This window comes from Pseudomonas sp. ICMP 3272 (genome assembly GCF_001466905.1).
Taxonomy (GTDB): Bacteria; Pseudomonadota; Gammaproteobacteria; order Pseudomonadales; family Pseudomonadaceae; genus Aquipseudomonas; species Aquipseudomonas amygdali.
Map to the genome: position 1 here is coordinate 17,887 of NZ_LKEK01000036.1, position 12,879 is coordinate 30,765.

Consider the following 12,879-nt stretch of genomic DNA (forward strand, 5'->3'; position numbering starts at 1 on the left):
GTCAGTGACAGGCCCCGTAACACCGTTCTACCCCATTGCATTCACGGAGGTTGCAGCATGATCAGGAATAGATTGGGGGCATTAGGCCTTGCAGCACTGCTGGCGCTCTCGGGCGCAAACGCATTCGCAGGCTCTACAGGCCCGACGAACCCGGTAGGCGACGGCCCGAAAGTGCCCGGCACCGGAGCGGAAAAGAATGTCGACGGAACCAGTCCCGGCGCGCCAGGCACAAGCCCAGGCACCAAAGGCATGGACCCGCAGCCCGGAAACAACGGCAGTGCGGCTGACAAGCGTCATGACTCGAAACAACCGCATGACGCCAATCATCAAGACAGTCAGGATGAACATAAAGCGCCTTGATGGCAGGCCAACTCTTCAATGACGTCGGCAGCATGTTCAGTCGCCCACTGCACATAACACACCTCCACCGGCATACCATGCTCGGCGCAGAAGTCCAGCCAGCGCAGTTGGTTGTCCTGGAGACGATCCCCTGGTCCCTTGACCTCTATCATTCGATAGCGCCGCTGCTCCGGGAAGAACTGGATCAGGTCCGGCATTCCGGTGCGGTTGGCTTTTACATCCTGCAACAGACGATGAAACCAGTGACGCAGGTGCTCAGCGGGCAGGCAATACAGTGCCTGCTCCAATAGCTGCGGCGTCAACGCAGCCCAGAATACGAAGGGTGACTGCAGGCCGAATTTGCTTTGAAAATGCTCGCGAATGGTCGCCAGATATTCACCTGACTCCAGTTGCATCAGGCAGGCATCGAACAATGCCACCCTGCGCTGATAGAAATCCGGGCTGTACAGGTCGCTGGGTGCACTGTGAAACGGGTGAAAGAATGCGCCCGGCAAGGGCGCGAAAATGGCCTTCCAGCACAGCAGACCAAACAGGGAATTGACCAGCGCATTCTCGACGTAATGCACTTCCCCACCCTGCTCTTGTTCAAGGTGCTGGCGTATCAGACGCTCGACACTTATTCCCGATACTGGCGTGATCTGAACGTCCAGCCGCGCAATGGCCTGCACGGTGCGCTTGCGCGCGCCCGTCAGGCCGAGCTTGCGTTGCAGCCGTGGCAGTACGCGTGACAGGTGCTGGACCTCGGCATCACTTTCAGGAGCCAGACGGGCCTGTTCCGCCAGCGTCAGCGCCGCGGTGTACTCGGCGTTGCGCTCCAGCACGCGGATTTGCCTTGAACGCGCACCGGGATAGCTGGACTGACGGTACACCGCCATCGCCAGAGGCCAGTCCTGCAGGCGCTCAGCCTGTTGCCCGATACGAAACAGCAGTTTGGCGCGGCGCATATGCAACCAGGCATTACCGCACTGGACCGAGATGACCCGCTCGGCCAGCGCATGCAGCTCGACACAGGTTTCCAGCGCCTCTCGGCAGGCATGCAATTGCAGGCACACATCGATGTCAGCGCGCTGATTGATGACGCGCGACTGCACCGAGAACTCGACCTTTTCGTAGCGGTAGATGCCCAGATCAGCCAGCACGAACTCCGACCACTCCTGATAAAGATTGCCGAAGTACAACAATCGCAGGCGGTCACAGAGCGGCATGATATTCAGGCTGAACACGGCGTCAGACAATGTCGGGTGCCATTGCTCAAGTGCCTGCGGCGCTTCATACAACGGCTGCAAGCGCTCCAGCCATGCCTGCTTGCGCTCTGGCCCCTTGACCGCATGGGCTTTGAAGCACTGGGTCAGCTCGTCCCGGCGCAGCAGCTGGAACAGTTCGCTCAAACCCAGTGGCGGACTGGCGGCGACCCACCCCCGCTCCAGCAGCGGCTGCACCGCCTCATGGGGATCGCCGATCTCGACGTAACTCAGTTTGCTGGCCCGAAACAACACGCCCTTGCGCATCACCATGCGCACCAACAGGCCTTGGGCACACACGGGCACCTCGGCAAACTCGCTGATGAAGCGGCGCTCGGATGCGTCGAGCAGGTCGTCGTAGCGCCGGGCAATCCAGGCGAGGACCTGCCGGAAGTTTTCCAGGTAATAAAACGGATTGTCGAGAGGTGCAGTATTCAAGGCCAGCGTTCACATGACGAATGAGCAGACTGGGCAAGGATACTGGTTATCCGTACAGATTCCAGCGCAAACACCTGCCAAGCGCCGGTCGGCCGATCAATGGCATGTATCGCGGCCAGACAGTCGGCCTTAGAATCAGCCGGATAACATCTGTAGTCGAGAGCCGGATATGCAAGCGCCACTGATTTATCTCGCAGGCTTCGACGTGTTCCGGCCCGACGCCGTCGAGTACGGACGCTACCTCAAGGCATTGTGCTCGGCACACGGGCTTGAAGGTTTGTACCCCTTTGACAATGAAGTGCCCCTCGGGCGCACGCCGCACGAAACTGCGCAGCAGATTTACTCGATGAATGTCGCGATGATTCACCGCTGCGCTGCCGTACTGGTCAACCTGAATGTGTTTCGCGGTCTGGAGCCGGATTCGGGCAGCGCATTTGAGGTCGGTTTGGCGGTGGCATTGAACAAGCCCGTTTGGGCGTACTTTGAGCCGGTGACCTCGTTGCGCGAACTGGTTCCTCATGATGAACACGGGTTTGATCGCGACGGCTTCATGGTTGAGGACTTCGACTTGCCCCGCAACCTGATGCTCGCCTGTAGCTGGGCGGGTACCAGCTCTACCGTGGAGCTGGGTGCCGAGGCACTGGCAAGGTACCTGAGTGGCTTTGAGGTCATGCCCGGCGAGTAGCTGAACGCACGCGCTCAACCCCACCCCAGAAAGTCCCCACCGTTGTCACGCAGCATCTGCAACATGCCCTCTGCCGCTGGCGACAGGTAGCCGCCCTTGCGCAGGGTCACGCCGATGGTGCGTTTGAGAGTGGTCTGTTCCAGTGGCACTTCACGCAGGTGTTGCATGGTCTTGCCAAACTCCAACGACTCGCGGGCGATGAAGCTCAGCAGGTTGCTTTGGGCAATCAAGCCTGGCAACAGGGAGATCGAGTTCGCCTCGATCTGCACTGTCGGCAGCGGCAGGCCGTTGGCAGCAAAGGTCGCGTCCAGCCACTTGCGTGATGAAACGCTGACCGGCGGCAGTACCCAGCGATACGCGCAGAGGTCACTCATCTTCAATGAGGTCTTGAAGATCGGGTGTTTTTTGCTGGCGACCACCACGGCTTCGTCCCTGAGTATGGCAAAGCTGGTGACGTCTTCGCTGTCGGGCGCCAGTGCGCAGATGATCATGTCCAGTTGCCCTGAACGCAGCGACTCACGCAACAGGTCATCCTGGCCTATCACCAGCTTGAAGGTGACATCCGGCGTACGCTGCAACAAGGCCGAGGTCAGTTTCGGCATCAGGTATTCAGCCATCGTCGCGGCGCAGCCGACGCGAATGTTGCCCACCATGCCACTGGCGAAATCCCGTACCTCCCGTTGGGTCTGGGCAATGCTCTGCTGCAGTTCCTTGCCGCGTGCCTGCAACAGCTCACCCACCGGGGTCAGCTTGATGCGTCGACCGTCACGCTGAAACAGCCGTGTTCCGAATGATTCCTCCAGCCGCTGAATGCTTTTTGTCAGCGCGGGCTGACTGCGATTGAGCTTTTCTGCGGCTCGCCCGAGGTGGCCCAGTTCGGCAATGGTTTCAAAATAAGTCAGATCGCGCAGGTCCATATCTATCAACCAAAGTTATCAATTCATGATTATTAGAAAATAGACTTGATCGGTTGCCAAGTCGATACTGTTTGCATGTGATCCACCCGATTCAAGGAGAACGTCCTTGTCACACGCTTCACGCTTTTCGCTTTCCACCCTTGCCCCGTTGACTCAATGGACGGGCCTGATCCTGATGGCCGGTGCTGCCGGTCAACTGCTCAAACTGTTCAACATGCCTGCTGCGATGTTCCTCGGCCCCATGCTGGTTGCTATCGGCTTTGGTGTGTCGGGCGCCACCATCCGCATGCCCAAGCGGGCGTTTCAGCTCGGCCAGGGCACCGTTGGTGTGCTGATTGCGCATGCCATGTCAGTCAGCGTATTGCTCACGGCGCTACAGTCCTGGCACGTCATGCTGCTGGCCACGATCCTGACCGTGGTGCTGAGCGCTGCGGTGGGTCTGGTACTGGTGCGCTTTGGCGGAATCCCGAGTAACACGGCTGCCTGGGGCACGTCGCCCGGCGCGGCTTCGGCGATGGTCGCCATGTCCGAGGATTACGGCGCAGACTCGCGAGTCGTTGCCACCATGCAATATGTGCGCGTGGTCTGCGTAGTCACCATCGGCGCACTGGTCAGCCATTTCATCGGCGCACCGGATTCCGGCGCCGACCTGCACAGCACCGCAGCCGCCTTACCCGGTCTGAACCTGATCGATCTTGCCCTGAGCCTGGCAGTGATCGTAGCGGGCGTAGCATTGGGCTCGCGCTTGCCGGCGGGTGCCTTGCTGGTGCCGTTGATGCTGGGCGGCGCGCTGCAACTGAGCGGCGTCATGCAGATCAGCATTCCTGACTGGCTGCTGCCAATCGGCTATGGCGCTATCGGCTGTTATGTAGGGCTGCGTTTCGACCGGCCGACAGTTCAATACGTGTGGCGGCGGCTGCCGATGATGATTCTGGCCTCACTGCTGCTGATCGTACTGTGTGCCCTGTCGGCCTGGCTGATTGCAGCGATGATGGGCAAGGATTATCTCTCGGTGTACCTGGCAACCAGCCCGGGCGGCCTGGACACCATGGCCATTATTGCCATCGATACTCATGCCGATGTCGGCTTCGTGCTGGCCATGCAGACCCTGCGCCTGTTCGGCGTGATCCTGACCGGCAGCTTCCTGGCCCGGCAGATTATCCGCCTGAGCGACAAACGCATCCCTGCTCTCTGATTGCCGATGCCAGGCTCAGCCGTTCACTCATGCCCCGCCAGAGCACTGGCCAGGCTGGGTGCCAGCGGCAACACCGGCAACAGCGTCGCCTGATAGGCGTGATAAAGGTCAGGCTTGCCCGGCCAGATATCAGCACTGGGTTCGTTGCGCTGGTTCAGCTCATGGCGCCAGCTGCCATGCTCATGATCGATGAACAGGGTCTCGTTGAACTCCCAGAAGCAGCGATACCAGTCTTCATACTGTTGCTCGCCGGTACGTTGCAGCAACGCGGCGGCAGCAGCGGCCGCTTCGCAGTGGGTCCAGTGCAGACGATGACGGACCACTGGCTGGTTCTGCCAGTCGAGGGTGTAGACGATACCCGGCGCACCGTCGACATCCCAGCCGTAGCGGCAGGCATTGGCAAACAGCTGGCGGGCGTCATCCAGTAACCATTCAGGATTTGAACGCCCGGCGTGACGACGCGCGGCCTCCAGATGCAGCACCAGCCGTGCCCACTCGAACGCATGCCCCGGCGTGGTGCCGAACGGCCGGAAGCCGTCGGCCGGGTTTTCGCGGTTGTAATCGGGCAGCGGTTGCCAGTTTTGTGTGAAGTGCTCGATGACCTGAAAATTGTTGGCCCCGGCATGTTGGTGGATTACCCGCTCGACAATGCTCAGTGCCCGGTCGAGCCATTGAGCATCGCCAGTCACGTCGGCCAGCGCGAGGAAGGCTTCGGTGCTGTGCATGTTGCTGTTGGCGCCGCGATAGGCTTCTTCGTTGCTCCAGTCCTGCGCGAACGATTCACGCATGGCGCCTTCCTGCTCGCTCCAGAAACGGGTCTGGATGACCTGGATGGCGTCGGACAGCAACGCCTGCGCGCCAGGCCGCCCCGCCACCACGGCAGAACTGGCCGCCAGTGCGACGAAAGCATGCAGATACGCCTGTTTTTCGGTTCTGCCGCCGTCTTCCAGCGCGGCACTGAACCAGCCATCGTGTTCGGCATCGCGCAACGGGCCACGCAATGCGGCGATGCCATGATCGACCAGCGCGGCACAGCCGGGTATGCCTTGCACATGGGCCATGGCAAAACAGTGGGTCATACGTGCGGTATTCATGGTTTCTGCCGTGGCACCGACCATCAGACGGCCGTAGTCATCAAGACTGCCAAAACCGTTGTCGAGCCGGGAAGCCTTGGCGAAGGTCAACAGACGGTTGCCTTCCAGTGCCAGCCATTGGTGATGGGCTGGCGAGCGCAGCCAACTGCTGAAGGTGTGATTATTATTATCCATGACGCGATGCCGCCCCCTTCGATAAGGTTGTGCCCAGACTGTACCGGAGGTCATTTCGACCGAGGGCATAATGCGCGCCCGGTCGATCGTCGGCAAGCAGACACAATCTGTATCAATGTAGGGTTTTACACCTTGAAGCGTGAGACCACCTGATTCAGGTCAGCGGCAAGACGCGACAATTCGTGACTCGACGCACTGATCTGGTTGGCACCCTGAGTCGATTGCATGGACAGATCGCGAATGTTGACGATGTTGCGGTCGACTTCACGCGACACTTGCGCCTGTTCTTCCGCAGCGCTGGCGATTACCAGATTACGCTCGGATATCTGATTGATCGACGACGTGATTTCACTCAGCGACTCGCCCGCGCCCTTGGCCAGCGCCAACGTCGAATCAGCCCGGTCCCGGCTGGTGTTCATCGAGTCGAGCGCCTGCGCTGAACCGCTGCGCATGGCATTGACCATCGAGTCGATTTCCAGCGTCGACTGCTGGGTGCGATGCGCCAGCGCACGGACTTCATCCGCCACTACCGCGAAACCACGGCCCGACTCGCCCGCGCGCGCCGCCTCGATGGCCGCGTTGAGCGCCAGCAGGTTGGTCTGTTCGGCAATCGAGCGGATCACGTCCAGCACCTTGCCGATATCCTGGGACTGATTGGCGAGGTTTTGCACCAGTGTCGAGGTGGCCTGCACGTTGTCGGTGAGTGTCTGAATCGACTGTACCGTCTCGATCACCCGCGTCTGGCCTGCCAGTGCCGAGGTGCTCGACTGGGTGGAGGCGTCCGACGTGGACACGGCGTTACGCGCAACTTCCTCTACTGCCGAGGTCATTTCGTTGATCGCCGTGGCGGCCTGATCGATCTCTGCATTCTGCTGGTTCAATCCGCGATAGCTGTCCTCGGTGACCGAGTTGAGTTCGGTGGCCGCCGACGCCAGCTGGGTAGCTGAGCTGCCGATATGGCGCATGGCTTCACGCAGATTGACCTGCATCATTGCCAAGGCACGCAGCAGTCGGGTGACTTCGTCTTCGCCGTCAACTTCGATGGTATGGGTCAGGTCGCCGTTGGCAACCTGCTCGGCAGCAGTCACGGCACGTTGCAACGGGCCCACGATGCTGCGCGTCAGCCAGAGCGCCAGACCGATGGTGCACAATGCAGCGAGAACGACAAAGACGATGACGATGTCACGCGATTTGTCATATTGGGCTTCGGCCGACTTGCCTTCGGCATCGACCTTGGTGACATAGAAATCAGCCAGATCATTGAGCTGTTTGCCGGAACCATCGACGATCTGTTTCATATCAACCAGCAGCAGCTTGTTCAGACCGGTGCTGTCGCCCTGCCCGGCGAGAACAAAAGAGCGATCCAGCGCGCTGCGGTATTGGCCCATGGTGACCATGAACTGGTCAGTCAGGGTCGTCTCTTCAGGGGTGTCGACGAACGTCTTGAGGATGCCCAGCTTCTTGTCCAGATCACCCAGACGTACGTCCAACTGCCCGCGATAGGTCGGAATGCTCGCAGGGTCGGTATCCAGCGCCATGCGCAAGGAGATGGTCCGGATACGCAGCATGATTTCCCGGATATCGTTGACCACTCGCATGCTGGGCAGCCAGTTGGTCTCTACCGCCACTTCGCTCTGGCGAATGGTCGACATCTGTGCCAGCGCGAACCAGCCAAGTAAAGCCACCAACAGGGAAATCAGGGTAAAACCCAGACCGGCACGACGAGCGATTGTGAGTGTGCGTAGATTCATGACCAGTGCTCTTTTGTATTTGGAGGGCAGTATCTGACGCGAAGTTGTCAGACAACCGAGAGCATATCGTCCCTGTCCGACAATTCTTTAGGATTGCCGGTGATCATTCAGGCTTTTTACTCGAAAGGCAGATCGACTACCCGGACCGGGCCTGCGCAAAGCGCTGTCCGGAGGGCTGCACTCAGCGTGCTGCCGCCATTTGCCAGAGCCGCGCCAGGTCACGCGCGCGCTCATGCAGCAGACGACTGGTATCGCGACAGGCCTGTTCAAGGCTCATCGGTCCACTGACCAGCGCGAAGGCCGCGCCAATGCCGTGCGGGTAAAGCTGTTCGTAGCCTTCGCCCAGCGTTCCAGCCAGCACGATCACTGGCACTTGTTGGCGCTGCGCGACTCGTGCAACGCCAAGCGGCGTCTTGCCGCGCAAGGTCTGCGCATCAAAACGGCCTTCGCCGGTAATGACCAGGTCGGCCCCGGTCAACGCCTGCTCCAGCCCGGTCAGCTCGGCAACCACTTCAACGCCTGCGCGAAACGAGGCATTCAGATACGCCTTGGCAGCAAAGCCCATTCCGCCTGCCGCACCGCTGCCAGGGCTGTTGCGCAGGTCCAGCCCGAGGATCTGCGCCGAATGGTCGGCGAAACACCCAAGTGCGGCATCCAGCGCCACAACCTGCTCGGGCGATGCGCCTTTTTGCGGGCCGAAGATATGCGAGGCACCATTCGGTCCGCACAATGGATTATCGACGTCGGCAGCAATCTCGACGCACACGTCAGACAAGCGCGGATCGAAGCCGCTCAGGTCGATACGGGCCAGATCGGCAAGCGCGAGACCGCCCGGTGGCAAGGGCTGATCGTCGGCATCGAGAAAGCGTGCGCCCAATGCCGAGAGCATGCCGCTGCCGCCGTCGTTGGTTGCGCTGCCACCGATGGCCAGAATCACGCGACGGGCACCCGCATCCAGTGCCGCCGAGATCAACTGGCCCGTACCTGCTGTGCTGGTCACACAGGCGTCGCGCTGTGCCAGCGTCAGTAATTGCAAGCCGCTGGCCATGGCCATTTCGATGATTGCGGTTCTGCTCTCGGCCAGCCAGCCCCACTGAGCCTGGACCGGATCGCCCAGCGGACCGCTGACCCGGGCGCTCATCAGTTCACCATTGCAGGCCGCCAGCAGCGCTTCGATGGTGCCCTCCCCGCCATCTGCCATCGGGCATTTGATCAGTTGGGCATGCGGCCAGACCTCGGCCAGACCACTGGCGATGGCGTCGGCAACGGCCTGTGCACTGAGGCTGTCCTTGAACGAGTCGGGGGCGATGACTATTTTCATTGTTGTTCTCCATATCCGATGCTCGCATGCTCTCATCCGCCACCGGGTTTTCCGCCTGCCCTTCGCACAATGATCGGCAACCGTTATCGGGCATTTGAACAAAAACCGTGTTCAGTCGTGACGAGTGATCATCTGCGCGCCCAGATACAGACGCAGCAGGTCATCGGTCTTGTAAGGATCGCAGCCGGTCAGCTCGCCGATCTTCTCCAGCCGGTAACGCAGGCTGTTGCGATGGATGCCCAGGGCTTCGGCGCAGGCCTGGCTTTCGCCGCTGAACTCGAACCATTTGCACAGGGTATCAAGCAGTTGTACGTGGTTATGCAAACGGCCAATCGGCTCGGCGACGTCTTCGGCCAGCCAGTCGTGTCGATAGCGCCAGAACAGCACCGGCAGACGGTACGCCTCAAGACGCAGCAAGCGCTGCCCCGGCCTTGCCTGACTGGCGTAATCGAGCAGATCCCGCGCCGCCGCACAGGCATGACGCAAGGCGGGCAAGTCAGCAGACTGGGCCACGGTTGCCATGCGCAGCACCGGCCAGCGGTGCTCATCGAACTGCTTGAGCAGCAGCGCATCGTCACGTTCCTTGCCAGTGGCGCGGCACCAGTACAACAAGGTGGGCTCGCGCAGCACGCACCAGCTGTCGGCGTAACGCGTGCCAAGCCAGGTTGCCACCTGGCTGGCAACCTGCCCTTGCTGGTCAAACTGGATCAATACCACCTGACGCGCCACATGCGGTTGCAAACCGAGCTGGCGTGCTTCATCCACCAGGCTATCGGGGCAGTCCGGCAGCAGCAGGCGCGCCAGCAGGTCTTCGCTGCGCTGTGCCCGCCATTGCAGGTCAGCCTGCTGACGGCGGTGCTCCATAAGCATCTCGGCGGTCATCTTCACCAGCTCGCCGTACACCCGGACCTCGTCCGGCTCGCCGGTGATGCCGAGCACGCCCACCAACTGATGATCGAGCATCAGCGGCAGATTGACCCCCGGCTTGACGCCACCGAGCTGCAACGCCGCCAACGAGTCGATTTCCACCACCTGCCGGTTGGCCAGAACCCGCTGCGCACCCTCATGACGGGTACACAAGCGTTCGGGGTCGCCGCTGCCGATGATGATGCCCAGATAGTCCATGACATTGACGTTGTAAGGCAGAATGGCCATCGCCCGGTCGACGATGTCCTGGGCCAGCGCCCGATCAAGGGCGAACATGAAAAGCTCCAGACGCGTGGCGAGGCTTGCAATGGTTAGGCATATGGATACATTTTGTTGAAGTTATAGAACGCCCGAGTGTGCCTGAAAGTGGTCACCGGCGCGACGTACATGGCAGAGTGCCCGCATCGACCTTTTGAACTTCCACACACGCGTGCACAGGTCCCCTCTTGATCAAATCCCGACTCGCCAGTCTGCTGTCGCTAGTGACCCTGCAAGCCTGCACCTCAATGGCGGAAGGCGAAGCACCGACGCAGCGTTTTGAAGACTACCGTCAGCAAACCATTGAACTGATCCGCAAGCAACGCAACTTCCAGACCGCCGACCACGAGGCCGAACTGGGCTGGAACGCGCCGCGCCAATGGACCCCGACTGGAACGCCCAAAGGCGGCGTTCTGCTGGTGCACGGGCTGGGTGACTCAGCTTGGTCATTCAATGACGTGGCACAGAAGCTCGCCGCTCAGGGCTATCTGGTCAGGACCGTGCTGCTGCCAGGGCATGGCACCAAGCCCGAGGACATGCTCGATGTGCGTCTGGAGCAGTGGCAGCAGGTGGTGCGAGAGCAGACGCAACAGCTAAGCCGCGAGGTGCCGAACGTCTATCTGGGGGGCTTTTCAACCGGGGCCAACCTGGTGCTCGATTACGCCTATGACCACGAAGAAATTGCCGGGCTGGTGTTGTTCTCGCCGGCATTTCGTTCCAACAGCGGCTATGCCTGGCTGACCCCGTGGATCGGCTGGGCCAGGCCGTGGCTTGCCGCCCCCAACGACGGCCTGCGGCCGATGCAGACGCCGGTTCGTTACATGAACATGCCCACCAACGGTTTCGCCCAGTTCTATCGCAGCAGCGCGCTGGCTCAGGACCGCCTGCATCAACGTCGCTATGACAAGCCGGTGTTCATCGCCATCGCCGAGCACGACTCGGTACTCGACACTGATTACGTGCTGGATAATTTCAGCCAGCGCTTCAGTAACCCCGCCAGTCGCCTGATCTGGTACGGCGACCTGCCCGCCCGCGCTGCCAATACGCCGCGCGTCGAGGTGCGCAAGGACTACCTGCCGGAATACCGCATCAGCCGCTTTTCCCACATGGGCCTGCTTTTTTCAGCGGACAATCCGCTTTATGGCGTATCCGGTAGCCAGCGCATCTGCTGGAACGGTCAGAGCACACCGGACACCGCGAAATGCATGGCGGGCGAGCCGGTGTGGTATTCGGACTGGGGCTATACCGAACCGGGCAAGATCCACGCACGCCTGACCTTCAACCCGTATTTCGAGTGGCAAACCCAAGTGATGCTCGGCGTGCTGAATGCAACACAGTAAAACTCAAGGGCTCTACTCCAGCGGCACCAGTCGCTCACGGCTATTGCTCAGGTGCGTCCACATCGCTGCACGCGCTGCATCCGGGTCCTTGCGGCGAATGGCGCTGAGCAGTGCTTCGTGTTCCAGGTTGGCCAGATAGCCTTGATGCGCGAGGTTATTGCCCGCCCGCTCGCTTGACGCAATGCGGCTACGCGGAATGATCGCGCTGCCCAGGTGCTGCATGATTTCCATGAAATACGGGTTGCCAGTGGCTTCGGCGATGAGCATGTGAAAGCGTTTGTCGGCCTCCACACAACTGTCGTCATTGGCCAGCAGGTCCTGATAATCATCCAGTGCCTGACGCATGGCCGCCAGTTGCTCATCGGTGCGACGCACAGCGGCCAGCGCGACGGCCTGGGTTTCCAGGCCAATACGCAGTTCGATGATATCGCGCACCCGTGAAACGGTTTCAACCTTCAGACGCAGGCCGGTCTGGTCACTGCGCTCCAGCACAAACGTACCGATACCGTGGTGGGTCACCACCAGCCCTGACGCCTGCAACTTGGAAATGGCCTCGCGCACGACAGTGCGGCTGACGCCGTGCTCACGGACGATCTGGTTTTCGGAAGGCAGCTTCTGACCGGGTGCAATTTTGCCCAGCAAAATACGCTGGCTCAGTTCGGTGACCAGATCGGTGGCCAGGCTGTGCTGACGACGTTTGGGCGCTGCGCTGACAGGCTCTTGCATGGCGAATGGATCCTGACTTGTCTGGTTGGGCTGCCGTATCACGGTCATAACAGCGCGAATGTTAGGTTGAGTGCGCAAAAAGGCCGGTGGCATCGGCCTGCGCAGTTGTCTTACTTGTATTACAAGCTATCTGTCACTGTCAAAGCTCTTGATTAACCTCGAAGCGTTTTTTTCAACAGCACAGCTTGAAAGAAACGGCCCGTGAATAGGTCATACCCGACTCATAAAAAAGGCTAATACCCAGCAATCAATGGGTAAAAATATTAAATTAACATCGTCATACTGACGTGCCCTGCGCATGTACCTGCACCCAGAAAAACTTTCCCAATCGTCCAAATCATCAGCATCAGGGGATTGCACAAGCCTTTTTTACTTGTATGATGACCGACAATGCGAGGGACACACTTCGCACATACCCGCATAAAAACAACGAGTGGGAGATTCAACTGTGA

11 protein-coding genes and 1 pseudogene are annotated in these 12,879 nt (G+C 60.2%); 4 read left to right on the forward strand and 8 right to left on the reverse strand.

The genetic code is table 11. The features are described from left to right. Positions 1-57 precede the first annotated feature (57 nt). Positions 58-360 carry a hypothetical protein gene (locus AO068_RS04580; protein ID WP_058428011.1) on the forward strand — a complete coding sequence of 101 codons (303 nt, stop codon included), beginning with the start codon at positions 58-60 and terminating at the stop codon, positions 358-360. Here the strand turns inward: AO068_RS04580 and AO068_RS04585 are convergent. Further along, positions 336-2,039 (reverse strand): VRR-NUC domain-containing protein, encoded by a 1,704-nt coding sequence (locus tag AO068_RS04585; protein ID WP_058407770.1) that lies wholly within the window; start codon positions 2,037-2,039, stop codon positions 336-338. The two genes, AO068_RS04580 and AO068_RS04585, sit on opposite strands and share 25 nt — an antisense overlap. Before the next feature lie 169 nt (positions 2,040-2,208). On the opposite strand from AO068_RS04585, the gene AO068_RS04590 reads away from it, so the two are divergent. Beyond that, entirely contained in the window at positions 2,209-2,724 is a 516-nt protein-coding gene (locus tag AO068_RS04590) for a nucleoside 2-deoxyribosyltransferase (RefSeq protein WP_058407771.1), read from the forward strand. 14 nt (positions 2,725-2,738) lie between these two features. Here AO068_RS04590 and AO068_RS04595 read toward each other — a convergent pair whose 3' ends face one another. Next, positions 2,739-3,641: a LysR family transcriptional regulator gene (locus AO068_RS04595; protein ID WP_004665637.1), complete on the reverse strand. Its 903-nt coding sequence runs from the start codon at positions 3,639-3,641 to the stop codon at positions 2,739-2,741. A 106-nt stretch (positions 3,642-3,747) separates the two neighbouring features. Between AO068_RS04595 and AO068_RS04600 the strand changes: the two genes are divergently transcribed. Then, positions 3,748-4,836, forward strand: a complete 1,089-nt coding sequence (locus AO068_RS04600; protein ID WP_058407772.1) for an AbrB family transcriptional regulator — start codon at positions 3,748-3,750, stop codon at positions 4,834-4,836. Between the two features lie 23 nt (positions 4,837-4,859). Here AO068_RS04600 and AO068_RS04605 read toward each other — a convergent pair whose 3' ends face one another. The 5 genes and pseudogenes from AO068_RS04605 to AO068_RS04620 all read right to left on the reverse strand — a co-directional run bounded on the left by AO068_RS04605 (position 4,860) and on the right by AO068_RS04620 (position 10,379). Next, positions 4,860-6,104, reverse strand: coding sequence for a D-mannose isomerase (locus AO068_RS04605; protein WP_058407773.1), 1,245 nt, complete (start codon positions 6,102-6,104; stop codon positions 4,860-4,862). 125 nt (positions 6,105-6,229) lie between these two features. Continuing rightward, on the reverse strand, positions 6,230-7,096 hold the full coding sequence (locus AO068_RS29625) for a methyl-accepting chemotaxis protein (protein ID WP_371321916.1): 867 nt from the start codon (positions 7,094-7,096) through the stop codon (positions 6,230-6,232). Next, positions 7,085-7,855 (reverse strand): annotated as a pseudogene (locus tag AO068_RS29630) (MCP four helix bundle domain-containing protein); the annotation flags it as partial. The gene AO068_RS29625 and the pseudogene AO068_RS29630, both read right to left, overlap by 12 nt. Before the next feature lie 181 nt (positions 7,856-8,036). Continuing rightward, on the reverse strand, positions 8,037-9,176 hold the full coding sequence (locus tag AO068_RS04615; RefSeq protein WP_058407775.1) for a glycerate kinase: 1,140 nt from the start codon (positions 9,174-9,176) through the stop codon (positions 8,037-8,039). A gap of 111 nt (positions 9,177-9,287) precedes the next feature. Further along, a complete protein-coding gene (locus tag AO068_RS04620; protein WP_058407776.1) occupies positions 9,288-10,379 on the reverse strand; it encodes a sugar diacid recognition domain-containing protein in 1,092 nt (363 codons plus the stop codon). 230 nt (positions 10,380-10,609) lie between these two features. Here AO068_RS04620 and AO068_RS04625 point away from each other — a divergent pair, with 230 nt between their 5' ends. Beyond that, positions 10,610-11,701, forward strand: coding sequence for an alpha/beta fold hydrolase (locus tag AO068_RS04625; RefSeq protein ID WP_058407818.1), 1,092 nt, complete (start codon positions 10,610-10,612; stop codon positions 11,699-11,701). 12 nt (positions 11,702-11,713) lie between these two features. Here AO068_RS04625 and AO068_RS04630 read toward each other — a convergent pair whose 3' ends face one another. After that, positions 11,714-12,427 (reverse strand): FadR/GntR family transcriptional regulator, encoded by a 714-nt coding sequence (locus AO068_RS04630; protein ID WP_002553932.1) that lies wholly within the window; start codon positions 12,425-12,427, stop codon positions 11,714-11,716. Positions 12,428-12,879: the final 452 nt, after the last annotated feature.

What these genes read in the sequence shown, in the direction of transcription:
- AO068_RS04580 (WP_058428011.1), top strand. Translation starts at nt 58, where the DNA reads ATGATCAGGAATAGATTGGGGGCATTAGGCCTTGCAGCACTGCTGGCG.
- AO068_RS04590 (WP_058407771.1), top strand. Translation starts at nt 2,209, where the DNA reads ATGCAAGCGCCACTGATTTATCTCGCAGGCTTCGACGTGTTCCGGCCC.
- AO068_RS04595 (WP_004665637.1), bottom strand. Translation starts at nt 3,641, where the DNA reads ATGGACCTGCGCGATCTGACTTATTTTGAAACCATTGCCGAACTGGGC.
- AO068_RS04605 (WP_058407773.1), bottom strand. Translation starts at nt 6,104, where the DNA reads ATGGATAATAATAATCACACCTTCAGCAGTTGGCTGCGCTCGCCAGCC.
- AO068_RS29625 (WP_371321916.1), bottom strand. Translation starts at nt 7,096, where the DNA reads ATGATGCAGGTCAATCTGCGTGAAGCCATGCGCCATATCGGCAGCTCA.
- AO068_RS04615 (WP_058407775.1), bottom strand. Translation starts at nt 9,176, where the DNA reads ATGAAAATAGTCATCGCCCCCGACTCGTTCAAGGACAGCCTCAGTGCA.
- AO068_RS04620 (WP_058407776.1), bottom strand. Translation starts at nt 10,379, where the DNA reads ATGTTCGCCCTTGATCGGGCGCTGGCCCAGGACATCGTCGACCGGGCG.
- AO068_RS04625 (WP_058407818.1), top strand. Translation starts at nt 10,610, where the DNA reads ATGGCGGAAGGCGAAGCACCGACGCAGCGTTTTGAAGACTACCGTCAG.
- AO068_RS04630 (WP_002553932.1), bottom strand. Translation starts at nt 12,427, where the DNA reads ATGCAAGAGCCTGTCAGCGCAGCGCCCAAACGTCGTCAGCACAGCCTG.